Source organism: Actinoplanes sp. NPDC048967 (assembly GCF_040649415.1).
Lineage (GTDB): Bacteria > Actinomycetota > Actinomycetes > Mycobacteriales > Micromonosporaceae > Actinoplanes.
Genome location: NZ_JBEZFL010000010.1, coordinates 53408 through 77590, shown reverse-complemented (window position 1 = coordinate 77590; position 24183 = coordinate 53408). Strand labels below are relative to the sequence as shown.

At 73.1% G+C, this 24183-nt stretch carries 23 protein-coding genes; 13 read left to right on the top strand and 10 right to left on the bottom strand.

All coding sequences use genetic code 11. The features are described 5' to 3' along the window. Nucleotides 1–130 precede the first annotated feature (130 nt). On the top strand, nt 131–1543 hold the full coding sequence (locus AB0C12_RS34970; RefSeq protein ID WP_360554416.1) for a GGDEF domain-containing protein: 1413 nt from the start codon (nt 131–133) through the stop codon (nt 1541–1543). A 42-nt stretch (nt 1544–1585) separates the two neighbouring features. After that, nucleotides 1586–1900: a type II toxin-antitoxin system PemK/MazF family toxin gene (locus AB0C12_RS34965; protein WP_360554415.1), complete on the top strand. Its 315-nt coding sequence runs from the start codon at nt 1586–1588 to the stop codon at nt 1898–1900. On the opposite strand, the gene AB0C12_RS34960 is transcribed toward AB0C12_RS34965, so the two are convergent. After that, entirely contained in the window at nt 1901–2731 is an 831-nt protein-coding gene (locus tag AB0C12_RS34960) for a transglutaminase family protein (protein WP_360554413.1), read from the bottom strand. 286 nt (nt 2732–3017) lie between these two features. Between AB0C12_RS34960 and AB0C12_RS34955 the strand changes: the two genes are divergently transcribed. After that, on the top strand, nt 3018–4874 hold the full coding sequence (locus AB0C12_RS34955) for a SpoIIE family protein phosphatase (RefSeq protein WP_360554411.1): 1857 nt from the start codon (nt 3018–3020) through the stop codon (nt 4872–4874). On the opposite strand, the gene AB0C12_RS34950 is transcribed toward AB0C12_RS34955, so the two are convergent. Genes AB0C12_RS34950 through AB0C12_RS34935 form a run of 4 tightly spaced genes read right to left on the bottom strand, consistent with a single transcriptional unit; the run spans nt 4856 to nt 7682 of the window. Beyond that, on the bottom strand, nt 4856–5593 hold the full coding sequence (locus tag AB0C12_RS34950) for a 3-keto-5-aminohexanoate cleavage protein (RefSeq protein WP_360554409.1): 738 nt from the start codon (nt 5591–5593) through the stop codon (nt 4856–4858). The genes AB0C12_RS34955 and AB0C12_RS34950 overlap by 19 nt on opposite strands. Then, nucleotides 5590–6348 (bottom strand): DUF427 domain-containing protein, encoded by a 759-nt coding sequence (locus tag AB0C12_RS34945; protein WP_360554407.1) that lies wholly within the window; start codon nt 6346–6348, stop codon nt 5590–5592. The genes AB0C12_RS34950 and AB0C12_RS34945 overlap by 4 nt, the downstream gene beginning before the upstream one ends. Before the next feature lies 1 nt (nt 6349). Beyond that, entirely contained in the window at nt 6350–7198 is an 849-nt protein-coding gene (locus tag AB0C12_RS34940; RefSeq protein ID WP_360554406.1) for an alpha/beta hydrolase, read from the bottom strand. 28 nt (nt 7199–7226) lie between these two features. Then, nucleotides 7227–7682 carry a DUF1772 domain-containing protein gene (locus tag AB0C12_RS34935; protein ID WP_360554404.1) on the bottom strand — a complete coding sequence of 152 codons (456 nt, stop codon included), beginning with the start codon at nt 7680–7682 and terminating at the stop codon, nt 7227–7229. Between the two features lie 73 nt (nt 7683–7755). Here AB0C12_RS34935 and AB0C12_RS34930 point away from each other — a divergent pair, with 73 nt between their 5' ends. Together AB0C12_RS34930 and AB0C12_RS34925 are read left to right on the top strand one after the other, a co-directional pair. Next, nucleotides 7756–8154 (top strand): helix-turn-helix domain-containing protein, encoded by a 399-nt coding sequence (locus AB0C12_RS34930; protein WP_360554402.1) that lies wholly within the window; start codon nt 7756–7758, stop codon nt 8152–8154. Continuing rightward, the gene (locus tag AB0C12_RS34925; protein ID WP_360554401.1) at nt 8108–9160 is read left to right on the top strand and encodes an alpha/beta fold hydrolase; all 1053 of its coding nucleotides are present in this window, start codon (nt 8108–8110) and stop codon (nt 9158–9160) included. The genes AB0C12_RS34930 and AB0C12_RS34925 overlap by 47 nt, the downstream gene beginning before the upstream one ends. Before the next feature lie 55 nt (nt 9161–9215). Here the strand turns inward: AB0C12_RS34925 and AB0C12_RS34920 are convergent, their stop codons facing one another. Continuing rightward, nucleotides 9216–10088, bottom strand: a complete 873-nt coding sequence (locus AB0C12_RS34920) for an alpha/beta hydrolase (protein ID WP_360554832.1) — start codon at nt 10086–10088, stop codon at nt 9216–9218. Nucleotides 10089–10237: 149 nt separating this feature from the next. Here AB0C12_RS34920 and AB0C12_RS34915 point away from each other — a divergent pair, with 149 nt between their 5' ends. The 4 genes from AB0C12_RS34915 (at nt 10238) to AB0C12_RS34900 (ending at nt 18558) form a co-directional block, all read left to right on the top strand. Further along, nucleotides 10238–11665 carry a phthalyl amidase gene (locus tag AB0C12_RS34915; RefSeq protein ID WP_360554399.1) on the top strand — a complete coding sequence of 476 codons (1428 nt, stop codon included), beginning with the start codon at nt 10238–10240 and terminating at the stop codon, nt 11663–11665. A 71-nt stretch (nt 11666–11736) separates the two neighbouring features. Beyond that, on the top strand, nt 11737–16290 hold the full coding sequence (locus AB0C12_RS34910) for a glycoside hydrolase family 2 TIM barrel-domain containing protein (RefSeq protein WP_360554397.1): 4554 nt from the start codon (nt 11737–11739) through the stop codon (nt 16288–16290). A 25-nt stretch (nt 16291–16315) separates the two neighbouring features. Then, nucleotides 16316–16732, top strand: a complete 417-nt coding sequence (locus AB0C12_RS34905) for an NUDIX domain-containing protein (protein WP_360554395.1) — start codon at nt 16316–16318, stop codon at nt 16730–16732. A gap of 107 nt (nt 16733–16839) precedes the next feature. Next, nucleotides 16840–18558, top strand: coding sequence for a cellulase family glycosylhydrolase (locus tag AB0C12_RS34900; RefSeq protein ID WP_360554393.1), 1719 nt, complete (start codon nt 16840–16842; stop codon nt 18556–18558). Here AB0C12_RS34900 and AB0C12_RS34895 read toward each other — a convergent pair. Both AB0C12_RS34895 and AB0C12_RS34890 read right to left on the bottom strand, forming a co-directional pair. Continuing rightward, a complete protein-coding gene (locus AB0C12_RS34895) occupies nt 18539–18952 on the bottom strand; it encodes a group II truncated hemoglobin (protein ID WP_360554391.1) in 414 nt (137 codons plus the stop codon). The two genes, AB0C12_RS34900 and AB0C12_RS34895, sit on opposite strands and share 20 nt — an antisense overlap. A 61-nt stretch (nt 18953–19013) precedes the next feature. Further along, nucleotides 19014–20213 carry a hypothetical protein gene (locus tag AB0C12_RS34890; RefSeq protein ID WP_360554390.1) on the bottom strand — a complete coding sequence of 400 codons (1200 nt, stop codon included), beginning with the start codon at nt 20211–20213 and terminating at the stop codon, nt 19014–19016. 72 nt (nt 20214–20285) lie between these two features. Here AB0C12_RS34890 and AB0C12_RS34885 point away from each other — a divergent pair, with 72 nt between their 5' ends. From AB0C12_RS34885 to fliQ, 4 genes are all read left to right on the top strand, one after another. After that, nucleotides 20286–20849 carry a sigma-70 family RNA polymerase sigma factor gene (locus AB0C12_RS34885; RefSeq protein ID WP_360554388.1) on the top strand — a complete coding sequence of 188 codons (564 nt, stop codon included), beginning with the start codon at nt 20286–20288 and terminating at the stop codon, nt 20847–20849. Next, entirely contained in the window at nt 20842–21597 is a 756-nt protein-coding gene (locus AB0C12_RS34880; RefSeq protein WP_360554386.1) for a hypothetical protein, read from the top strand. Before AB0C12_RS34885 ends, AB0C12_RS34880 begins: the two co-directional genes overlap by 8 nt. A gap of 51 nt (nt 21598–21648) precedes the next feature. Further along, nucleotides 21649–22923: an erythromycin esterase family protein gene (locus AB0C12_RS34875; RefSeq protein WP_360554384.1), complete on the top strand. Its 1275-nt coding sequence runs from the start codon at nt 21649–21651 to the stop codon at nt 22921–22923. A gap of 106 nt (nt 22924–23029) precedes the next feature. Beyond that, on the top strand, nt 23030–23299 hold the full coding sequence (gene fliQ / locus AB0C12_RS34870) for a flagellar biosynthesis protein FliQ (protein ID WP_360542727.1): 270 nt from the start codon (nt 23030–23032) through the stop codon (nt 23297–23299). A 50-nt stretch (nt 23300–23349) separates the two neighbouring features. On the opposite strand, the gene AB0C12_RS34865 is transcribed toward fliQ, so the two are convergent. Both AB0C12_RS34865 and AB0C12_RS34860 read right to left on the bottom strand, forming a co-directional pair. Next, nucleotides 23350–23811, bottom strand: a complete 462-nt coding sequence (locus tag AB0C12_RS34865; RefSeq protein WP_360554382.1) for an SRPBCC family protein — start codon at nt 23809–23811, stop codon at nt 23350–23352. Continuing rightward, entirely contained in the window at nt 23808–24143 is a 336-nt protein-coding gene (locus tag AB0C12_RS34860) for a metalloregulator ArsR/SmtB family transcription factor (RefSeq protein WP_360554380.1), read from the bottom strand. Before AB0C12_RS34860 ends, AB0C12_RS34865 begins: the two co-directional genes overlap by 4 nt. Nucleotides 24144–24183 lie beyond the last annotated feature (40 nt).

Genomic DNA, 24183 nt, shown 5'->3' with positions numbered 1-24183 from the left:
CATGGGTCCCGGCGATCGCAAGCCGTCGCGCTCATTCTTACGTGTTCGCGGGTCCGAGGGTTCGACTGTCCCGCCTCCCGGTTACCCCGGAACCCTCACCAGCGGCTCCGGCGCGCCGATGGAGCAGGACGTGAGCAAGGGCCGGAACTGGTATCTGGGCGTCACGGGCGCGTTGACGCTGGCGCACCCGCTGCTGCCCGCGGACGTCCGCTCGGTCACGTACCTGCTGGTCTCGGCCTGCACGGTGGTGCCGCTCACGGCCCTGGCCCGGCGGTCGGAGCGGGCGCAGGCCCGGATGTGGTGGATGCTCGCCGCGGCGATGATGGTGCTCACCGCCGGTAACGCGGTGACCACGATCGGCGGTACCGCGATGCAGCTGCCGGCCGAACTGCTGCTCACCGTCGGTCACGCCGGTCTGCTCGGTGCGGCCGTCAGCCTGGTGCTGCGCCGGGGCCGCAACGACATCGGCGGCCTGCTGGACGTCTCGGTGACCGCGATCGGCCTGGGTGGCCTGGTCTGGACCGCGCTGGTCTTCCCGCGCCTGCGCAGCCTGGACACGCCGCAGGGCGAGCAGATGACGCTGCTGATGAGCATGCTGATCCTGCTGGGCGTGCTCGGCGCGCTGGCCCGGGTGTGGCGGATGGCCGAGACCCGGTTGCCGGCCCTGGTCATGCTGCTCGGGGCGCTGCTGCTGGCCCTGGCCGGCAACATCCTGCTGGCTCTCAGCACCGGCACGATGACCACCGGCCGGCCCGGCTGGACCGAGATGTTCTTCCTGCTGGCCTACATCCTCGTCGGCCTGGCCCCGCTGGACGCCTCCGTGCCGGAGCTGCAACGCGCCGGTCCCGCTCCGGTGGACCGGCTCTCCGCCGGCCGGTTGGTCTTCCTGGGCGCCACCCTGGCCGCGAACCCGTTGGTCGCGGGACTGCGGCAGGTGCTCGACCTGCACGCCGACGGACTGCTGCTCGCCGTCGGCACCGTGCTGATCGTGCCGCTGGTGATGGTCCGGATCGGCCGGCTCGCCACCGAGCGGGGGGCCGCCGAGGAGGCGCTGCGCCATCAGGCGACCCACGACCCGCTGACCGGCCTGCCGAACCGGGCCGAGCTGATCACCCGGCTGCAGGCCGCCCTGGCCCGCGAGCGCGCCACCGGGCGGCCCGCGGTCGTGCTGCTCTTCTGCGACCTCAACGGCTTCAAGGCCGTCAACGACCGCCTCGGCCACACCGTCGGTGACCAGCTGCTGACCGGCATCGGCGCGCGGATCAGGGCCGGCCTGCGGGCCCACGAGACCATCGCCCGCTACGGCGGCGACGAGTTCCTCGTGCTGTGCGAGGAACCGGACCAGGCCCAGGCCGCGCGCCGGCTCACCGGATACGTCGAGAGCGCCCTGGCCGAGCCGTTCGTGCTGGCGGGCACGCGGGTGCGGGCGAGCTGCAGTGTCGGCGCCGTGCTCTCCGACGGCCGGACCGGCGCCGACGAGCTGATCACCCGGGCCGACCAGGCGATGTACCGGGCCAAACAACGCCAGCACGCGGCCGCCTGACGCGCGCTGGGCCGAAGATCGGTCCGACGGTACGCTCCGTGCGTGAAGCGCGGCGAGATCTGGACCATCGGCAGCCGCACCGACCTGCGCTACCGGGTCCTCGTGCTCTCCTCCGACAACTACAACGACCGGGCCGACCCGTCGCCGTTCTGCGCGCCGATCGTGCGCCAGCGCGGCGCCACCGAGCTGCCGCCGTACGCGGTGGCCCTCACCGAGCAGGATCCGATCACCGGCGTCGTGGTGGTCAACCGGATGCGCCGGCTGCCGGCCTCGGTCGGCGCCGAGCGGATCGGCATGGTCACCGGCTCCAGCATGGCCCGGCTGGCCGAGGCCATGCGCGAGCTGTTCGAGCTGTGACTACTCGACGCTGACGACACTGACCTCGCGGGTGCCGGTCAGGGTGCCGCCCGGCGCCCCGACGTAGGTGCCCGAGGTGGGTGCCACGTCCGCGTAGTCGCGCCCGACCGCCACGGTGACGTAGCCGTTGCCGGCCCGGCGGCCGTGGCACGGATCGAAGGCCAGCGCCACCGCCCGGTCCCCCCGCGGCACCAGCACCTCGACCCAGGCGTGCGTGCCGCCCTGACCGATCAGGTGCCCGGAGACGTAGCGGGACGGCACGCCGAGCACGCGGCACATCGCCAGCATCACGTGGGCCGAGTCCTGGCAGACGCCCCGGCCGCCCGCCAGCGCCTGCGCCGCTGTGGTGCTGACCGAGGTCACGCCGTACTCGTAGGTCAGCGCTGTGTGCGCGAGCGCGCACGCCCGCTCGGCCGTCTCCTCGTTGCCGGCCGCGGCGCAGCCGTCCGCCAGCTCCCGCAGCGCCTCGTCCGGCGCGGTCAGCCGGGTGGCGCGCAGCAGGCGCGGGTCGTGCAGCGTCGCCGGCGGCAGCTGCGGCGGGCCGTCACCGACCACCCGGTCGAGCGTGGCGGTGAGACGGAACTCGACCGCCTGCTCGACCCGGGCGGCCACCACCCGCACCACCGTGTTGCCCGCCGCGTCCAGCCGCGAGCGCCGGGCGTGCGCGGCGCCGGTCACGGCCAGGCGGTGGCTGCGCCGGTAGAGGTCGCCGTGGCGGCGCCGGGGCACCACCACGAGCCGCTGGGCGAGGGCCGTCACCGGTTCGCGGTAGGCGTACCGGAAGCTCTGCTCGACCCGGAAGCCGATCCGCCGCGCCCCGTCGAGGTCCATCCCGCCATGATCCGGCATCGCTGTTTCCGGCGCATCACCGCACCGGATCGCACCGGCGGCGCCGCACCGCATCGGACCGGCGCCGCGGTCCGTTCGGTGACCTGCGGGAACCGGGCGGCCGGGGGCCGCCACCGGACGGCCCCCGGGCCCCGGTCGTCCTTCCGGGTGACCCGGCCGCGCTGCGCCGCAGGTCGACCCCGGGGGCAGGTGAACGGGGGATGACGCTGCGCGCCGCGCTGGCGTATGCAGGGAACCGTAGTGGTGAATTCCGGCAGGTGGGAGCGGTATGGGCGGCAGGCAGCAGGCGTACCTGGAGGCGATGGAGAACCTGCGTTCGGTGGCGCGTCCGGCCACCGGGGACGGTTCACGCGCCACCATGGACCGGGCTGTGGGGCTGCTGGCCGGGCGTACCCGGTGCCGGCTCTCGGAGGCCCACCGTCACCTGCTGCAGATGGCCGCCGACCAGGACCGCGACGTGGCCGACGTCGCGGCCGGGGTGATCAGCATGCTGGACATCCCGGAACCCGCCGACGACCGCGGCCCGCCGCTGCGCGCGATGCTGCTCGCGCCCCGGCGCGCCGGCGCCGACGTCCGTCCGGTCGAGCCGTGGCTGGCGGTCGTGCAGGCCGTGCTGGACCTGCTGCCCGGTCAGTCCGCGCTGCTCACGCCGGTGCGCGACGAGGGCGGGGAGCTGGTCGACCTGATCTACGCCGCCGCCACCCCGGAGGCGACCACGCCCGACGGGCGCCGCGGCCGGCAGCTGGTCGGTACCCGGATGGCCGAGCAGTTCCCGCACGCGCCGGTCAGCGACCGGTGGGGGGCCTACCAGCGGGTGCTGGACAGTGGTGAGCCTGTGCAGCTCGGGCCGTTCATGGTCGACGACCACCGCTTCACCGTACGGGCGCACCGCCTCGGCTCCGGGCTGCTCCTGACCTGGGTGCGGCACGGCGCCGGCCCGGACGAGGGTGACCGCATCGCCGGCACCGAGCAGCTCGGCAACCTCGGCTGGGGTGAATGGGACCTGATCAGCGGCGAGGTCCGGTGGTCGGCCCAGCTGTACCGGATCTACGAACGGGACCCGGCCCTCGGCCCGCTGTCCACCGAGGAGACCGAGGCGCTCGCCGTGGCCGAGGACGCCCCGCTGCGGCTGGCGGCGGCGGAAGCCTTCGAACGCGGCGAGCGGGTCGACGTGACGTTGCGGGTCCGGATCAAGGGCCGGATCAAACACCTGCGCACGGTCGCCGACGCCACCCGCGACGGCGCCGGCCGGCCGCTGCGGCTGTACGGCATCGTGCAGGACGTCACCGCCCGGGAGAACAGCACCCGCCGGCTGGCCGAGGTCGAGCAGCAGCTCGCCGAGCACCGCCGCAGCCTGCACGCCGAGCACGAGCTGGCGGCCCGGCTGCAGCACATCATCCTGCCGATCCCGGAGCGCCCGGTGGAACTGCCCGGCATCAAGGTGGCCGTGCGTTACCTGCCGGCCGGCCAGGAGAGCCTGGTCGGCGGCGACTGGTACCACGCGGCGGCCCTGCGGGACGGCTCGGTGCTGCTGGCGATCGGTGACGTCGCCGGGCACGGCACGCCGGCCGCGACCACCATGGCGCAGCTGCGGTACTCACTGCGGGCGCTGGCGGTGACCACCACCGACCCGGCCGAGCTGCTCGGGCACCTCAACCGGATCACCTGTGACCTGGACGAGGAGCGGCCGGAGACGGCGGCGACGGCGATCGTGGCCCGCTACGAGCCGGCCCAGCGCCGGCTGACCTGGGCCCAGGCCGGGCATCCGCCGCCGCTGCTGAGCCGCGGTGGCCGTACGCAGCCGCTGCCGCGTCCGAGCGGGCCGATGCTGGGGGTCGTGGAGGACGCGAGCTACGAATGCGCCGAGCTGCGGCTGGCGGTCGGCGACCTGCTGCTGCTCTACACCGACGGGCTGGTCGAGTACCGTTGCCGCAGCCTGGACGAAGGGCTGGACACGGTGATCCGTACCGTCGACGAGGCCGTGGCCGCGGCGCCCCGGCAGCCGCTCGCGGAGCTGGTCAGCCGGCTGCAGCAGGCCAATCCGGACGACGACACGTGCATCCTGGCGGTGCGTCCGACCACGGGGGAGACCCAGGACCTGCGCCGCTATCTGCGTTCGCGCTGAGCGGTCCAGACCCGCAGCGCCCGCCGGACCAGGTCGGCGTTGCCGGTCGCGGGCCGGCCGTCGTCGGTGACCAGGGTGTCCTCGAGGCCGATCCGGGTGGGCAGGCCGAGGCGTCCGGCGTGGGCGATCAGCGGCCAGCAGGCGTCCTGCTCACCGTGCAGCAGCCGCGGTCCGGTGGCCTCGAGCCGGTCGAGGACGGCGTCGGCCGCGGCCACCGCGTCCGCGGCGGGCGTGCCGAGGATCTCGATCAGGATCCGGTCGACCGGTACGCCGTCCAGCCGCTCGGCGTCCCGTGGTGACCACACGCCCGCCTCGACGCCCACCCCGGCTCCCCGCAGCAGCGTGACCAGCTCGGCGAAACCGTCCTCACCGACGTTGACCGACGCGAACGAGGGCCGCCGCGCAGCGCCGAGGTCCGCCCACCGGGCCACGGTGGCGTGCCGCCGCGCGACGTCCCCGCCGGTGATCCACAGTCCGGTGGACACCCCGACGGGCGTCCCGGGGCAGCTCGCCCGTACGGCGGCCACCGCCGCACCGATGTCGGCCGGATCGAGGCTCTCCGCACCGTCGGCGCCCCGCGGGTGCACATGCACCGCCTCGGCCCCGGCCGCCACCGCCTGCGCCGCGGCCACGGCCAGCTCGGCCGGGGTCACCGGGACGGCCGGGTGCTCGCCGCGGGCCCGGCCGCCGTTGAGGCACGCCTTGATCCGCCGGATCATTCGTCCTCCGGGGAGAACGGGGTCCGCGGCCGGTCCAGCAGCTCGCCGTCGAGGAGAATGTCGACCTTCTCGTTGTAGAAGCTGACCAGCCCGGCGATCGGCAGCAGCTCCCGGGTCGGGAAGTCGTAGGACCAGACCAGGTCGGCGTGCAGGGTGCCACCGGCGCGCACCGACCAGTACGCCGTCGTGCGTCCCTTGTACGGGCAGGCGGTGACCGTCTCGCTGGGCACCAGAGCAGTGAAGTCGACGGCGGTGCGCGGCAGGTAGTAGCGCGGCGGCAGCCCGGTCTCGAAGACGATCACCGGCGTCGCGGACTCGGCCAGCCGTACCCCGTCGAGCTCGACGCGCACGTGCCGGGCCGAGCGCAGCGCGTCCACCCGCGCGTACGGGTTGCGGGGATGGACGAACACCTGCTCGTCCTCCTCGAACCAGGCGTCCAGGGCGTCCCACTCCAGCCGGACCAGCCCGGCCAGCTCACCCGCGGTGTGCCGGTGCCCGGCGGCCGACCGGGTCACCTCGCCGGAACGCAGGCCCACCGGCCGGGCGGTGCCCTCGGTGACCCGCTCCTCGTCGATCAGCACGCCCGGCGCCAGGTCCGCGGCCGGTACGTAGTACTGCGGGTACGGCGGCCACTCCCACACGTACACCGCGCGGGTGGTGTCCAGCACCACCCGGTCGCCGAGCATGCCGCGAATCCGGCGCGGCACCGGCTCGCGGTGCCCGACCGGCGTGATCAGTCCTGGGTAGCCCGCCATGTCACTCCTCCACCCGCGCGTCCAGGAAATCGTCGACGGCCCGCCGGAACGCCTGTGGCCGCTCGACCCACGGGTAGTGCCCGCACCGGTCGAGCACCGCCGTGGTGCCGTCCGAGAACAGCTTCGTCAGCGCGGCGGCGGGCGCGCAACCCGTGATGGCGTCCTCGGCACCGGCGACGACCAGCACCGGCGCGGTGACGGCGGCCAGCCGGCGGGCGAGGTCGGCCGGTGGGTCCACGCCGGGCCAGGCCCGGTTCGCGGCGTAGCTGAACCGGCCGAGGACGGCGTGCGCCCGCTCGGCCGGACCCCAGGTGGCGTAGCCGAGCGGCGCCACGCGGGTCATGAAGTCGTTCAACCCCTCGTCGTCGCGCCGGGCGAGCCCCTCCCGGGACGCCGCCAGGGCGGCCTCGAACACCGGGTCGCCGCGGCGGCGCTCGGTCACCTCGGCGACGTCGGATGCCACGTCGAGCAGCCAGGTCACCGGCGGCGTGACCAGGACGAGGCAGCCGACCCGCTGCGGGTACCGGGCGGCGTAGCTGACGGCCAGCCGGGTCCCGGCCGAGTGACCCAGCAACCGCAGCCGCTCGACGCCCAGGTGCCGCCGCAGCCGTTCCAGGTCGGCCGCCTGCCGCCAGAACGAGCCGAGGGTGACGTCGGCGGGCAGCGGGGTGCGGCCCACCCCGCGCAGGTGCGGGGTGATCAGCCGTCGGTGCCGGCCGAGACCGGCCAGGTCACCCAGGTACGCGGGGTGCCGGCCGGAGCCGCCGGCCAGGGTGACCAGCGGTGGACCGTCACCGCCGGTGTCGTCGTAGGACAGCGGCGTGGCGTCGGCGCCCGGATAGGTCGGCATGGCTCGATTCTGACGGCTGGGCGCCGGTCTACGAGCTCTGGATGACGCCGGTCGTGACGAGGGCGAAGGCGGTGATGATGACGGCCACGCGGGCGTAGTGGTACCGGTCCCAACGGGCCTGCTGCTCACGCCAGTCGTCCGGCGCCTGCTCGGGTGTCCAGTTCTTCGCGCGGTTGTTGATGGGCACCAGCACGGCGAGCGACATGACGATGCTCAGCACGAACAGGGCCGCCCCGCCGACCAGGGCGCTCAGGCCCGGGTCGTGACGGTGGACCACGGCCAGCACGACGGTGAGGATGAGCGACGCCGAGTACCAGACCGGCATGACGCGGCCGAGCACACGTCCGCCGTCGGCTCGGCCGGCCAGGCCGCCGTTGCCCGGTAGCCGGTCGAAGATGGGGTTGACGAAGACGGCGACGCTGAACTCCACGCCCACCATGACGCCCGCGACAGTGAGCGCGGCGACGGCCAGTACGAGATCCATGTCCTCATGAGACCGTGGCACTGCGGATCGCGCCAGTACTGACATTATTGTCAGCACTGACTAGGGTGGGGGCATGAGCCAGGATCTCCCCGACAGTGCCCAGTGTCCGGTCGACGCCGCGGTGAGCGTCATCGCGGGTCGCTGGAAGGGCACGATCCTGTGGCGTCTGGTCGACGGGCCGATGCGCACCGGGGAACTCCGGCGCAGCATCCCGGACATCACCGAACGCATGCTCATCCGCCACCTGCAGGAGCTCGTGGCCGACGGCATCATCGACCGGCACGACGCGCGGGAGGTGCCGCCCCGCGTCTCCTACTCGATCTCGGAGTACGGCCGGACTCTCGTGCCACTCGTCGCCCAACTGTGCAGCTGGGGGGAGACGCACCTGGCCCGGGCTGTTCGGGCGGGTGTGCCAGTATCGGCCGATGGAGAACATCGAGTGGCTTCGCCCGGCCCGCGGCGTCACCTATGACGTGCTCGTCGGCGGACCGGACGACGGCGTACCGGTGCTGCTGGTGCACGGCAACTGCTCGTCCGCGGATTTCTGGCTGCCACTGATCCGCCGGCTCCCGGACGGCATCCGGGTCGTCGCCCCGCACCTGCGCGGGTACGGCCGCAGCGAGGCCGCACCGGTGGACGCCACCCGGGGCCTGCGGGACTTCGCCGACGACGTGGCCGCTCTGCTCGACGACAGCGTCCTGTTCCCTCAGCCGGGCCCCGTCGTAGCGGCTGGTCACTCGATGGGCGGTGGCGTGGTCATGCAGCTGCTCGCCGACCACCCGGGCCGATTCGCGTCGGTCCTGCTGGAGGCGCCGGTGAGCCCGTACGGCTTCGGCGGCACCCGCGACCTCGACGGCACCCCCACATCGGCGGACTTCGCCGGCACCGGGGGCGGCGGCGCCAACCCCGACTTCGTGGCCCGTATCGAGGCGGGCGACCGCAGCGCCGACGTACGGACCAGCCCTCTGTCGGTGCTGCGCTCCTCGTACGTGGCCGACCCGGCAGCGCTCGGCGACGACGAGGATCTGCTGCTCACGTCGATGCTCAGTACCGCCGTCGGCGAGGACAACTACCCCGGGGACAGCAAGCCGGCCAACAACTGGCCGTGGTTCGGGCCGGGTGACCGGGGCGTGCTCAACGCCATGGCACCCAGCTGCTTCAACGTCGCCGACGCCCTGGTCGGCGCGGCGCAGAAGCCACCGATCGTCTGGATTCGCGGCGACCGGGACGTGATCGTGTCGGACACGTCGCTGCTCGACCGGGCGTACCTGGGCTCGATCGGCGCGATGCCGGACTGGCCCGGCGCCGACGCCTGCCCGCCGCAGCCCATGGTCGGCCAGACCCGCGCGGTGCTGGAGCGATACGCCGGGAGCGGTGGCAGCTACCGCGAGGTCGTCTACGACAACTGCGGCCACTCGCCTCACGTCGAACGTCCGGCCGAGTTCGCCGCCGAGCTCCTGAAACTCGTCAACTCCTGATCACGAAACCGGAGCCGGTGGGGCACGCGCCCGCCGGCTCCGGTCCACTGGTCAATCAGGACAGCGGGCAGGTGTTGCGGTAGTCGGAGATGGCCGAGCTGCTCGGGCCGGGGCAGAGGAACTGGTCGTAGCGGGTGTCGTCGTCGACGAAGCGCTTGAGCCAGGCCACCGCCAGCCGGGCGGTCGGGGTGTTGGTGGTCTGCGGGAAGAAGTGGCTGGCGTTGTTGAGCTCCAGGTACGCCTTCTCCGTGGCCGACGGGATGCTGTTGTAGAACGGGATCGAGTGCGACGAGACGGGCGCGATCGTGTCGCTCTCGCCGCCGACGATCAGGGTCGGCACCCGCAGGCCCGACCAGGACTTGGTCAGGTTCCACGGCGCCAGCGGCACCGCGGCCTGCAGCGACGGCCGGTCCTTGGCCGCCTCCAGCGAACCGCCGCCGCCCATCGAGTGCCCGGCCACGGCGAGCCGGCTCGCGTCGATGCGGGTGCGCACCGAGCTGCTGCGGGTCAGGTAGTCCAGCGCCGCGAGCAGCTGGTTGCCGCGGGAGGCGGGCTGGTCGAGGGTCGTGTTGGTCTCGATGCCGATGACCACGAAGCCGTGTGAGGCGATCCGCGGCCCCAGCCAGCTGATGCTCGACCAGCTCGCGGTGTAGCCGGGCGAGATGGCGACCGCGCCGAAGGTGCCCTCGGCGGTGCTGGTCGGGTAGTAGATGACGCCGCCGCCGAAGCCGGAGACGCTGAGCCGCGAGACGCTCTGCTGAGCCGTGGCGAACGGCCCGCGGCCGGCGTCCAGGGCGGCCGTGGTCGGGGCCGGGCCACGCTCGTACGGGCCGGCGGCCCGGGCGCTGGTGGCACCGGTCAGCGAGCCGGCGATCAGGGCCAGCGTGGCCGCGGCGGTGACGAGGAACCGCCGGGACCGGGTGGGGATGGTGGATGACTGCACGTCGGACTCTCCTCGGGTGGGACGGGATCGACGAGCGCCAGTCTTCGGCCGGACCGCACGGCGACACATCGGTGAAATCACCGGCCTTGACAGCGACCGGCCGGGGTTCTTGAGTGTTACTCGGAGGTAACCCTGTGAGAATCAGCCGGAAACACTTCGCGCTCGCCGTGGCGCCGGCCCTGATCGCCGGCGTGCTCGCCGCTCCCGCGTCGGCTGCCGCGCCCACCTGCGCCGCACCCGTCGCCAGCACCACCCGGCCCGGCTACCTGGTCGCCGACCCGGCCTGCGAGCCGAACGGCACCCCGTTCACCGCCATGCCGGACTCCGTCGTGCACACCGGCATCCGCGACGGCGCGGCGTACCGGATCGAGGTGCCGAAGGCCTGGAACGGCCAGCTGGTCGTCTACGCGCACGGCTACCGCGGCACCGGCACCACTGTGTACGTGGACAGCCCGTCGTTGCGCGCGCACTACATCGCCCGGGGCTTCGCCTGGGCCGCCTCCAGCTATCAGACCAACGGTTACGACGTGGGCCAGGGCGTCCGCGACTCGTACGCGCTGATCGACCTCTTCCGCCAGGTCACCGCCCAGCGGGCCCGGTCGGTCTACATGACCGGCGCCTCGATGGGCGGTCACGTCACCGCCGTCGCCATCGAGGAGCACCCGCGCTCGTTCGTCGGCGCGATGCCGGTCTGCGGGGTCCTGGGCGACGCCGAGCTGTTCGACTACTTCCTGGACTCCAACGTCACCGCGGCCGCGCTCGCCGGTGTCGACATCGACTTCCCGCTGACCCCGGACGCCGGCTTCGCGGACCGGTGGCGCGAGCAGGTCAAGCGCATCCTGCCGGCCCTGGGCGTCACGACGGGCAAGCCGCCGGTGCTCACCGGGGCGGGCCGGACCTGGGCGGACGTCGTCGAGCGGCGCACCGGGGGCGAGCGGCCGGGCTTCGCCGCGGCGTTCGCGTACTGGAACGCCGCGCCCTCCTCGGCGCCCACCGCGGACCTGCCGTTCGTCTTCGGTCTCTACCCGGGGCTGTCCGGCGGCACCGCCGGCATCGCGGAGGGCAACCTCACCGACAACCGGTTCACGCTCTACCGCAGCACCGACCGGCTCCTGCCCACCCGGGCCGAGTGGCAGCTCAACCGGGACGTGCTGCGGGTGGCGCCGACCGCGCGGCCGAGCCGGGGCCTGGACGGCGTGCCGCGGGTGGACGGCCGGCCGCCGGTGCCGGTGCTCTCGCTGCACGACATCGGTGACCTGTTCGTACCGTTCTCGATGGAGCAGGTGTACGCCCGCCGCGCCCTGCGGAACGGCCGGGCGAAGCTGGTCGTCTCCCGGGCGGTCCGGGGCGTCGGGCACTGCGACTTCACCCAGGCGGAGCTGCGGCAGGGCTTCGACGACCTGGTGAGCTGGGTCCGCGGCGGCCACCGGCCCGGCGGGGACGCGATCCTGAACCGGCGCACCGTGGCGGCGGCGGACTTCGGCTGTCGGTACACCGTCGGGGAGCGGGCCGTCTTCGGCGCCGCCTGCCCCGTGAAGGCGGGTGCGACCGGCCGGCGGTGACGGTTGACAGGAGGGCAAGCCATTGAAAGGCTTCAATGGCTTGCCTCATCCCGAGCCGTCAGGAGCGACCGATGCGCCGTGCCCCGTCGTGGATTCCGCGCGCCGCCCTCACCGTCGCTCTCGTGCTGCCCCTGGTGACGCCGCCGGCCGCCGCCACGGCCGCGCCGCCGGCCGGGGAAGGCCCGCAGACGGTGGCGGACGTCTACCGCTACCTGGAGGACCCGCAGCTCACCGGCGAGGGCCAGGAGGCGCCGCACACGGACCTGCGGCCGTACGCCGGTGCCCGCGCCGCCGCGGCCGACGTGACCAGCCACGACGCGCGTGATCCCAACGTCACGTCGCTGAACGGCACATGGCGGCTCAAGATCTTCAACCGGCCGGACGACGTGCCCGCGGCCTTCCACGGCGCCGGCTTCGACGCGTCGAGCTGGCCGTCGGTCTCGGTGCCGCACACCTGGCAGTCCGACTTCATCGACCACCCGATGTTCCGCAACATCCCGTCCGACATCGTCCCGGACGACCCGCCGAAGGTGCCCCGCGACGTCAACCCGACCGGGGCGTACCTGCGCACGGTCGACCTGCCCGCCGACTGGACCCGCGACAGCGACCGGGTCCTGCTCCGCTTCGAGGGCGTGACCAGCAACTACCTGGTCTGGGTGAACGGCGGGTACGTCGGCTACGACCAGGGCGGCTACACCCCGGCCGAGTTCGACATCACCGAGCGGCTGCGCCCGGGCCGCAACAGCATCGCGGTCCAGGTGCACCGCTGGGGCAGCGGCGCGTACCTCGAGGACGTCGACCAGTGGCGCTACAGCGGCATCTTCCGCGACGTGCGGCTCTACCGCTTCGACCGGACCCGGCTGCGCGACGCCACCGTCACCACCGACCTGGACGCGGCGTACCGGGACGCGACGCTCAGCGCCCGGGTCGAGCTCACCGGCGCGCCCGGCGACTTCACCGTCCGCGGCACCCTGCAGGACCGGCACGGCCGGACCGTGACCACCATGAACGCCGCGGTGAGCACGGGCGCGGTGACGCTGACCGCGCCGATCAGCAACCCGGCGAAGTGGAGCGCCGAGGAACCGAACCTCTACACCCTGGTGCTGCAACTGCTCGGCCCGGACGGACGGGCCCTGCACACCACCGCGCAGCCGGTCGGCTTCCGCGAGATCGAGGTCCGCGACCGGCAGATCCTGGTCAACGGCCGGCGCATCCTGATCAAGGGCACCAACCGGGCCGAGACCGATCCGGACACCGGCCGGCACGTGACCCGGCAGGCCCAGCGCGACGACGTGTTCCTGATGAAACGGCTGCACCTCAACGCCGTCCGCACCTCGCACTACCCCTCGGACCCCTACCTCTACGACCTGGCCGACGAGCACGGCCTGTGGGTCGACGACGAGGTGGACATCGAGACGCACAGCCATGAGACCTGCCCGTCGAACTGCCTGGCCGACCGCCCGGAGTGGCAGGCCGCGTTCGCCGACCGCTTCCAGGCGATGGTGGCCCGGGACAAGAACCACCCGAGCGTCATCTTCTGGGACACCGGCAACGAGGCCGGTCTCGGCGCCGCGCACTACGCGATGGCGGCCTGGGCCGACACCCACGAGCCGACCCGGCTGCTCTACCACCAGTCCAACAGCCCCGACGGTGACGCCCCGTTCGCCGACGTCGACGGTCCCCGCTACCCGACCCCGGCCCGGCTGGAGAGCCGCACCCTGAGCAGCACCAAGCCGATCGTGATGGGCGAGTACGCCCACGCCATGGGCAACGGGCTGGGCAACTTCGACCAGTTCTGGGCCCTGGCCCGCAAGTATCCGGCCATGCAGGGCGGCTTCATCTGGGACTGGGCCGAACAGAACCTGCGCCAGCCGCTGATCACCACCCCCGACGCGGCCCACGGCATCCAGACGTTCCTGGTCGGCAAGCCCGGCACGGTCCCCGGGCGCCGCGGCCAGGCCGTGGCCCTGTCCAGCCTGGACGACTTCGTCGACGTCTTCCGCGACCAGCGGCTGGACCTGACCGGTCCGCTGACGCTGGACGCCTGGGTCAAGCCGGGCGAGTGGGCCGGCAGCTTCCCGATCCTGACCAAGGGCCAGGGGTACACGCTGCAGATGCGCGACCGCGACACCCTGGAGTTCGGGGTGAACGCGGGCGGCTGGGCGACGGCCGCGGCGGACGTACCGGCCGACTGGTACGGCGCCTGGCACCGCGTCACCGGTGTCTACGACGGCACCGCCCTGCGGCTGTACGTCGACGGCGCCGAGGTGGCGACGACCGCCCGTACGGGGGCGGTGGACCCGGGCCTGTTCGAGGTGAACCTGGGCCGCAACGCCGACACCCAGCAGGACAACGACCTGTGGAGCGTCCGGCTCGGCCGCGGCCTGATCGACGACGCCCGGATCTATCCGTCCGCGCTGACCCCGGCCCAGCTGGCCGCGGGCGCGGACCCGGTCGCCGGCGCGGTGCTGGCCCTGAACTTCGACCGGTTCCAGCGCAAGGGTGACTTCCTGAGCCTGGGCATCAGCCTGTCCGGCACCGACGGCCTGGTCGGCTCGGACCGTTACGTGCAGCCGGAGACCGCCGAGATGGCCTGGGCCCAGGCCCCGGTCCGGATCACCCGCGCCGGCACCACGATCCGGCTGCACAACGAGCAGCAGGCCGGCGACTTCGACCTGACCGTGCGCTGGCAGGTCAAGGAACAGAGCGACGTGCTGCGCTCGGGCAGCCGGCGCATCCGGCTGGCCCCCGGGCAGACCGCCGAGCTGGATCCCGGGCCGCTGCCGGCCAACCCGGCCGACCGGGAACGCTTCCTCACCGTGACCGCGGCCGGCAACCGGGACACCGCCTGGGCCCGCCGGGGCTGGATCGTCGGGTACGACCAGTTCGCCGTCGGCGGCCGCGCGGTGCCGGGCATCCTCCCGCTCCCCGTGCCCGGCGCGCCCGCGGTGGCCACCAGCGGCGACACCGTCACCGTGTCCGGCCGGAACTTCGCCTACCGCTTCGACGACGGCTCGCTGACCTCGATGCGCGCGGCCGGCCGGGAACTGCTGCGCGGCGGGCCGCAGCTGGACGTGTACCGGCCGCCGACCAGCAACGAGACCTACGACTGGGGCACCGACGACCGGCGGATCTGGCACGAGACCGGCCTGGACCGGCTGCGGACCACCGTCACCGGGGTGCGGACCCGGACCGAGGCCGACGCCGTCGTGGTCGAGGTACGCAGTGTCGCCGCCGGCCCCGACACCGAGGCGCTGCTGTCGTTCGACCAGACACTGACGTACCGGATCGACCGGCGGGGCACCGTCACGCTGCGCCAGGACGTCGCCGCGAAGGGCTCACGGGTGGGCGCGCTGCCGTACCTGCCCCGGGTCGGCATCTCGGTGCGGGTGCCCGACTCGATGCAGCGCTTCGCCTACTACGGGCGCGGCCCGCAGGAGTCCTACAACGACCGGCGCAGCGGGGCCCCGATGGGCGTCTACCGCAGCACTGTCGAGAAGGAGTACGTGCGGTACTCGCGGCCGCAGGCGTACGGCAACCACACCGACACCCGCTGGGCCACCCTGCACGACCAGCGCGGCGGGCTGCTGGTCGGCGGCACCTCCGACGTCAGCGTGACCGCCTACGACGAGCTGGACCGCGCCGAGTACGACCATCAGCTGCCGCTGGTGCGCAACAAGGACTGGGTGACGTTGCACGCTGAGGCCGGCGAGACCGGGATGGGGGAGACGCCGAACTCGGTGCTGCCGCCGTACCGGTTGTCGCCGACGCAGCCGTACTCGCACGAACTGGTGCTGCGCCCGCTCACCCGGACCGAGGTCGCCGCGGACGGCGTTCCGGATGCCGACGTGCCGGCGCCGTGCCCGCCGGAGCTGACGGTCACCACGGACGGCCGGATCGAGCCCGGCACGGCCGAACCCGTGCAGGTCCAGGTCGCGGCGCGCTGCGCGGCAGGTCTGCGGGACGCGACGGTACGGCTGAGCGCGCCCGACGGCTGGACCGTGCAACCGGCCTCGGTGGACCTGGGCGCCGTCGCCGACCGCGGGACGGCCACGTTCACCGTCACCGCCCCGGCGGGCACCGACATCGGCACGTACCGCCTCACCGCGACCGCCGAGACCACCACGCCCGACGGCTTCGCCTCGACCACCACGGCGACCGCCAGCACCGAGGCGCCGCTGCCGGCGGGTTACGTCTGGCTCAGTGACCGCCCGTTCACCGCCCCGGTGAACGGCTGGGGCCCGGCCGAGAAGGACCGCAGCAACGGCGAACAGGGTGCCGCCGACGGCAACCCGCTGACCATCGGTGACGTGGTCCATCCCAAGGGCATCGGCGTGCACGCCGCGTCCACGGTCCAGGTGGAGCTCGGTGGAGACTGCACCCGGCTGCGCGCCGACGTGGGCGTCGACGACGAGACGGGCAGCGCGGGCTCGGTGACGTTCGAGGTCTGGGGCGACGGCACCCGGCTGACCCGGACGGGCGTGCTCACCGGCGCGAACCCCGCCCAGCGCCTGGACGTCGACGTGACCGGGGTGCGGAGCCTGGAGCTGCGGGTCACCGACGGCGGCGACGGCAACGGCAACGACCACGCCGACTGGGCCGCCGCCCGGCTCGCCTGCGGCTGAGCCCAGTCGGGCACAATGAACGGCCATGTCCCGTGAACCACGCGTGTCCTGCGTCTTCATCTGCCACGACGGTGCCGGCCGGATCCTGCTCGCCCGGCGTTCCGCCGGTGCCCGCGACGAGCCCGGGACCTGGGACACCGGGGCGGGCGCGCTGGAGTTCGGCGAGACCTTCGAGGCCGCGGTGACCCGCGAGGTCAAGGAGGAGTACGCGACCGAGCCGCAGGAGATCAGCTTGCTCGGCGTCCGCAACGTGGTCCGCGCGGAACCGTTGTCGCACTGGGTCGCGGTGGTCTTCGCGGTCCGCGCCGACCCGGCCGCCGTGGCGATCGGCGAACCGCACAAGTTCGACGCGCTGGACTGGTTCGACCCCGCCGCGCTGCCGGCCCCGCTGCACTCCCAGCTCGAGCCGACCCTCGAGCTTTTCCGCGAGGCCCAGCCGTAACGGCGGGTTTTCTGCCGCGAAACACTGGATTTGGCTTGGTCGATGTTCCATGCTGTGCGTGGGAGCGCTCCCACCATCCTCGTCGTCCCCCTCGGAGGAACTCGCGCATGTTCTCGACCCGATCCAAACGGCGTCTCGCCGCAGCCGCGGCGGCGGTCCTCGCCGCCCCGCTGCTGTGGTTCGCCGGCACCGGCACCTCCTCGGCCGCGGCCGCCGCCCCGGCCGAGGACTGGTTGCACGTCAGCGGCAACCAGATCGTCGACGAAGCCGGTAACCCGGTCTGGCTCACCGGGACCAACTGGTTCGGCTTCAACGCCGGTGAGCGCGTCTTCCACGGACTGTGGTCGGCGAACCTCACCGAGGTCACCAAGTCCATGGCCGACCGCGGCATCAACATCGTCCGGGTGCCGATCTCGACCCAGCTGCTGCTGGAGTGGAAGGCCGGGCAGGCCGCCGTGGCCTCCGGCGTCAACACGTACGCCAATCCGGAGCTGACCGGCAAGACCACCCTGCAGGTCTTCGACGCGTTCCTGGCGCTGTGCCGCCAGTACGGCATGAAGGTCCTGCTCGACGTGCACAGCGCCGAGGCCGACAACTCCGGCCACAACCACCCGGTGTGGTGGAAGGGCACCGTCACCACGGAGAACTTCTACCAGGCGTGGGAGTGGGTGACCGCCCGCTACAAGAGCGACGACACGCTCGTCGCGATGGACATCAAGAACGAGCCGCACGGCGCGCAGAACGAGACCGTCCGGGCCAAGTGGGACAGCTCCACCGACGCCGACAACTGGAAGTACGTGGCCGAGACCGCGGCCAAGCGCATCCTGGCGATCAACCCCAAGGTGCTGGTGCTGGTCGAGGGCATCCAGGTGTACCCGAAGGCCGGCTCGACCTGGTCCTCGCCGAACACCAACCCGGACCTGAGCTCCAACTTCCACAACACCTGGTGGGGCGGCAACCTGCGCGGCGTCGCCGAGCACCCGATCAACCTGGGGGCCAACCAGGACCAGCTGGTCTACTCGCCGCACGACTACGGGCCGCTGGTGTTCGACCAGCCGTGGTTCCAGAAGGCGTTCGACAAGGCCTCGCTGACCACCGACGTGTGGACGCCGAACTGGCTCTACGTGCACGACTCCGGCACCGCGCCGCTGCTGGTCGGCGAGTGGGGTGGCCGGCTGGGCCAGGACCCACGGCAGGACAAGTGGATGACCGCCCTGCGGGACCTGATCGTGGAGAAGCACCTGCACCAGACGTTCTGGGTGCTCAACCCCAACTCCGGCGACACCGGCGGGCTGCTGCTGGACGACTGGAAGACCTGGGACGAGCAGAAGTACGCCCTGCTCAAGCCGGCCCTGTGGCAGTACGGCGGCAAGTTCGTCAGCCTGGACCACCAGGTCGCGCTGGGCGGCGCGGGCAGCACCACCGGCATCAGCCTGGCCGCCCGGTACGGCGGCGGCACCGACCCCACCGGCTCGGCCTCCCCGTCGGCGTCGGTCTCGCCCTCGGCGTCCACCCCGCCCGTACCGTCCGGCACCTGCACGGCGACCTACAGCCAGACGGGTGCCTGGTCCGGCGGTTTCCAGGGTGAGGTCACGATCAAGAACACCGGTACGGCGGCCACCCGCGGCTGGACGGCCACCTGGACCAACCCGGCGGGCACGGCGGTGTCCTCGCTGTGGAACGGCACGCTGACCACGTCGGGCTCGACGGCGACGGTCCGCAACGCCGCCCACAACGGCGCCCTGGCCCCGGGAGCGAGCGCCACGTTCGGCTTCGTCGGCACCGGTCCGGCACCGACCCCGGCGGTCACCTGCTCAGCGTCGTAGACCGTCGAAGTCCCAGCGCGGCATGGCCGACGCCGCCGGACCCGGGCGCCGGGGGGGGGTACGTCATGACCTCGTCGGTGGCCCAGCGGATGTAGCCGCTCAGGGCGGCGCGCAGTTCCGGATCCGCCGGAAGGTGCGCGCCGTCCAGCGCGGCCACGAAACACGCGACGAACCGGTCGGCGAGCTCCGCCTCGGCACCCTGGTTGGCGTGGATGCCGAGCATGCCGGAGTGCCCGCCGTAGGACTGCGAGTAGACGGGCGGGCCGCCGAACACCTCACCCCAGTAGTCGGCGAGGCGCTGCACGTGCTCGGGATTGCCCTGGTGTGAGAAGGGGTGTTCGAGCTGCGGGTCGGCCAGGCAGCGGGCTTGGAAGTCGGTGGCCAGCGCGAGCATCGCCGGGGCGCCCCGGCCGCCTCGTAGAGGGACATGCGGTCACCCTGGCAGAAAGCCGTCGCTACCGCACGTGTCGTAGGTCGGTCAGTCCGGCGAGCGGTGCCCGCCCGCGTACGTCGCCGGTGGCCGCGTCCAGCCACAGCACCTCGTCGGCACCGCCCACGTAGATCCGGGACGCGTCGCTGCTGACCCCGAGCCCTCGGACCGGCGCCGGCACGGTCCAGGCCGCTTGCCGGGAGCCGCCCGGCTTCAGCGCGGTCACCGTCCGCCCGGCGCCCAGCAGCAACCGTCGCCCGTCCGGGGCGAAGGCCAGGCTTGCCGAGCCCGCCACCGCCGGCACCGCGGCGGTCGCGTCGATCGCCAACGCGGCGGTGTCGGCGTACAGCACCACGCCCGCCATCGCGTGGGCGATCGCCAGGCGCCGGCCGTCCGAGCTCACCGCCAGCGCGTGCCCCTCGGCCGGACCCAGCCCGAACGGGTCCGGCAGGTCCAGGCAGTACGCCCACCCCTGCGCCAGGTGCAGCACGTGCACGAATGCGTGGACGCCGCCGGAGCGCCCGGCCAGCAGGTCGCGGGTGTGCCGATGGCCGGGCTGGTGGGTGTAGAGCGTGTACAGGACCTGCCGGTCGGGGGAGAGCACCGCCTGCCGGCCGTCGCCGCGCATCTCCTCCTCGGCACCGGCCGGCACCGGTGACTTGTCCCGGGTCAGCAGCGGCTCCAGCGAGCCGGTGCCGAGGTCGAGCCGGCGTACCCGGTAGTGATCCGGTGCCGTGGCCGGCAGCCACTCCAGCACGAACAGGCCGGTGGCGTCCTGGGTGAACGCGTCCGGTTCGACGACGCCGCTGAGGTCGTACTGTCGCTGCCGCGTACCGGAGACGACCAGGATCGCGGTCCGGGGCCGGGCCGCCGCGGCCGTGCGGGTCAGCGCGCAGTTCGCGCCGTCGGCGGAGATCACCCGGGGGAGCCAGCCCGCGGCCAGCGGCAGCGGCCGGCCCAGCTCGCCGGTCGCCGGGTCCAGCCGGACCAGGGTCGGCCCGCCGGCGCCGTCGCGGCCGAGCGCTCCCGCGGCCGCGCCGTCGGCGCTGGTCACCGCCGCCCGGCCGAGGCCGCGCCGATGCGGCCCGCCGAGCACCACCAGGCCTTCGCGGGTCCCGGCCAGCACCACATCCGGTACGGACACAGCGCGCCGCGGCTCGTCGCGGCAACCGGACAGCAGGGCGGCGCCGCCCGCGATGATGAGAAGATCCCGCCGGGTCGTCATGTCCGGTCGACACCGCGAGGTGTTCCTCGGGTTCCCGGGAACCTTTCCCCGGCGTGCGGTGTCGAGGAGGTGATGGTGACCGAACTGGACGATGCGGCAGCCGTGGCGCGTGCCCGCACCGGCGACGTGGACGCGTACGAGGTCCTCGTCGTCCGTTACACCACGCCCGCGCACCGGGCCGCCGTCCTGCTCGGTGCCGGGGCCGACGCCGACGACGTGGTGCAGGAGGCGTTCGTGAAGGCGTACCGGCAGCTCGCCCACTACCAGGGCCGGTCCGGCTTCCGGCCGTGGCTGCTGGCCATCGTCGCCAACGAGACCCGCAACCTGCACCGGTCCCGCCGCCGGCGGGACGGCCTGGTGCTGCGCGCCGCCGCCCGGGAGCACCCCGAGGCGGCCGAACCGGATCCGGCCGAGTCGGTCCTCGAGGGCGAACGCCGGCGTCACCTGGTCGAGCAGATCCGCCTGCTCGACGCGCGGGACCGGGAGGTGCTGGTCTGCCGGTTCCTGCTGGATCTGTCGGAGGCGGAGACGGCGCAGACCCTGGGCCTGCCCAAGGGCACGGTCAAGTCGCGGACGTCGCGGGCGCTGACCAGACTGCGCGGCCGCCTCGTGGGGCAGGGGGTGCCCGGTGCCTGACGACCTCGACGACCTCGCCCGGGAGCTGCGGGCGCTCGCGACCCGTCTCGACGTACCGGATGCCGCCGATCAGCGGGCCGCGGTGCGGGCCCGGCTCGCGCAGCCCGCGCCCCGCCGCCGGTGGTTGCCGGAAGTCAAGGTCCGGCCGGGCCGCCGGTGGATCGTGGCCGTGGTGGCCGCACTGATCGCGCTGGTCGCCGGGATCGCCCCGGCCCGCGCGGCGGTCGTCGACGCGGTCGGCGGGCTGCTGCGGATCGCGGGGATCGAGGTACGCCAGGAGCCCACTCCCCGGGGCCTGCCCGCCGACCCGAGCCCGCTGCCGTCGGTGCGCACCGGCAGCCTCGACACCGCCCGCAGTGTGGCGTTGTTCCCGGTGCGGGTCCCGGAAGAGCTCGGCCCGCCCGAACGGGTGGAACTGGGCGACCCGGATCCGGCCGGCGCGCCCCGGGTCGTCACGCTGGTGTACCGCGGCGGCACGGTCCGGCTCGACGAGTTCGACGGCCGGGTCAGCCCGTTCTTCTTCAAGTCCGCCCCCGAGGCCCGGTGGGTCGAGCTGGCAGGCGCGGACGCGATCTGGCTGCCGCAACCGCATCCGGTCACCTACGTCGGGCGGGACGGCGTCGAGCGCGTCGAAACCGCCCGGCTGGCCGGTCCCACGCTGATCTGGACCAGCGGCGACCTCACCTACCGCCTGGAGGGCTTCGCCGACCTGGAGGAGGCCCGCACGGTCGCAGCATCACTGCGCTGAGGCCCAAGAGTCAGACGTATGAACGGCGTCCGGGCCGGGTAGGCGCGGCTCATGGCACGCTACGGCGACGAAGTGGCATCCCTGGCGACCCCGCTGCGGGACCCCGGTGACCTCGACGAGCTGGTCGAACGGGCCGGCCCGGCCCGGGTCGTGCTGCTGGGCGAGGCGAGCCACGGCACCCACGAGTTCTACACCTGGCGGGCGGCGCTCACCCGCCGGCTGATCGAGGAGCAGGGCTTCTCCTTCGTGGCGGTGGAAGGGGACTGGCCCGACTGCGCCCGGGTGGACCGCAGCGTGCGGGGACTGCCGGACGAGCCCGCGGATCCGCGTGAGGCGCTGCTGGCCTACGACCGGTGGCCGACGTGGATGTGGGCCAACGAGGAGGTGACCGACTTCTGCCGGTGGCTGCGGGCGGGCAACGAGAGCCGGGAGCGGCCGGTGGGCTTCCACGGCCTGGACGTGTACTCGCTGTGGGAGTCGCTGCGCGAGATCCTGGTGCACCTGCGCGAGCACGACCCGGATCAGGTGCCGGCCGCGCTGGCCGCGTACCGGTGCTTCGAGCCGTTCGCCGAGGACCCGCAGTCGTACGCGTGGGCCACCCGGTTCGTGTCGGCGACCTGCGAGAACGAGGTGGTCGGCCTGCTGGTGCGGCTGCGCGAGCGGGCGGCGGCCGCGGCGGGGAAGTTCTCCGCCTGGCAGAACGCCGAGGTGGTCGCGGGTGCGGAGCACTACTACCGGGCGATGGTGCACGGCGGCCCGCGCTCGTGGAACGTTCGCGACCGGCACATGGACGAGACCCTGGACCGGCTGCTGACCCACTACGGTCCCGAGGCGAAGGCGGTCGTGTGGGCGCACAACACCCATGTGGGTGACGCCCGGGCCACGGACCAGGCCCGGCACGGCGAGAACACGCTGGGCGAGCTGGCCCGCGACCGGTACGGCCGGGACCGGGTGGTGCTGGTCGGCTTCGGTACGCACCGCGGCTCGGTGATCGCGGGCGACTCGTGGGGAGCGCCGATGCGCGAGATGGGTGTGCCGCCGGCCCGGCCCGACTCCCTGGAGGACGTGCTGCACGCGACGGCACCCTCCCGCGCGCTGTTCGTCTTCCCCGAGGACGGCCCGGCGCTGCTGACCGATGAGCTGGCCCACCGCGCGATCGGCGTGGTCTACCGCCCGGACCGCGAACGCTGGGGCAACTACGTCCCGACGGTGGTGGGCGAACGCTACGACGCCTTCCTGTGGTTCGACGAGAGCCAGGCGGTCCGCCCGCTGCACCCCGCGACCATCGACACCCGCGAACCCGAGACCTTCCCCTCCGGCGTTTGACCTATCTTCCTAGGACGCGGTAGGCGGTGTGAGCCCGAACCGAACGGCAACCGTGGCGCGCCCGTTCTGCGCTCCCCGGCTTCGTCAGGGTCCCGAAGGGGATGGCATGACGGACACGCAGATCGTTGAGCTGGGGCTGCAGGCCATGACCATCGCCGCGAAGATGTGCGCGCCGGTGTTGTTGACGGCGCTGCTGATCGGTTTTGCGATCTCGTTGTTCCAGTCGGTGACCCAGATCCAGGAGGCGACGCTGTCGTTCGTGCCGAAGGCTGTGGGCGTGGGTGCGGCGATCCTGTTCTCGGGTAACTGGATGTTGCACGAGATGGTCACCTTCACGACCCAGCTGTTCGAGAAGATCCCGACGCTGATCGGCTGACCTCCCGAGCAACGAAAAAAGGGCCGCCCATCGGGCGGCCCTTTTTGTCGTCAGCCAATCTTGAGAAGGTACGCGTCCAGCGCCGCGTAGCTCTGGTCAGCCCCGGCCTCCATGCCCGACTGGAGCATGCCGTCGCGGTCCTCCTGCGAGTCGAAGGTGCTCGACGCGGTCACCGTGGTCCTGCCGTCCTGCTCGGTGAAGACGAACTTCTCCACCAGGACGTGGCCGGTCATCGGCTCGTACTCGAAGGTCCAGGTGTAGGAGTCGGGCGCCGAGATCTCCCGGAACTCGCCCCGGAAGGCGTGCTCCTGGCCGTCGGCCGTCTCCACGAAGCGCCACTTGCCGCCGACCCGGAAGTCGATCGACACGTCGAGCGGGTTGCCCCGGCCCCACCAGTGCCGCAGGTGCTCGGCCTCGGTGTGCGCGGCGAAGACGAGCTCCCTGGGGGCGTCGAACGTGCGGCTCATGACCAGTTCGGTCGGGGTGGGGGTGCTGACCGTGATGGTGCTCATGACTGCTCCTTCTGCAGGTCGTCCAGGTATCCGCCGAGCGTGTCGTAGCGCTCTTCCCACAGGCGCCGGTACTGCTCGACCCAGCCCGCGATGTCGCGCAGCGGGGCGGGTTCGATCCGGCAGCGCCGCCATTGGGCCTCGCGGGTCCGGGCGATCAGGCCGGCGCGTTCGAGCACGTTCAGGTGCTTCGAGATCGCCTGCAGGCTGATCGGGAAGGGCTCCGCGAGTTCGTTGACCGTCGCCTCGCCGCGGGCCAGCCGGGCGAGGATCGCCCGGCGGGTCGGATCGGCGAGGGCGGCGAAGACGCCGCTGATCGGGTCGGCCGTCGTCATGCTCAACCACCTGGCTTATCAACTAGTCGGTTAATCAACC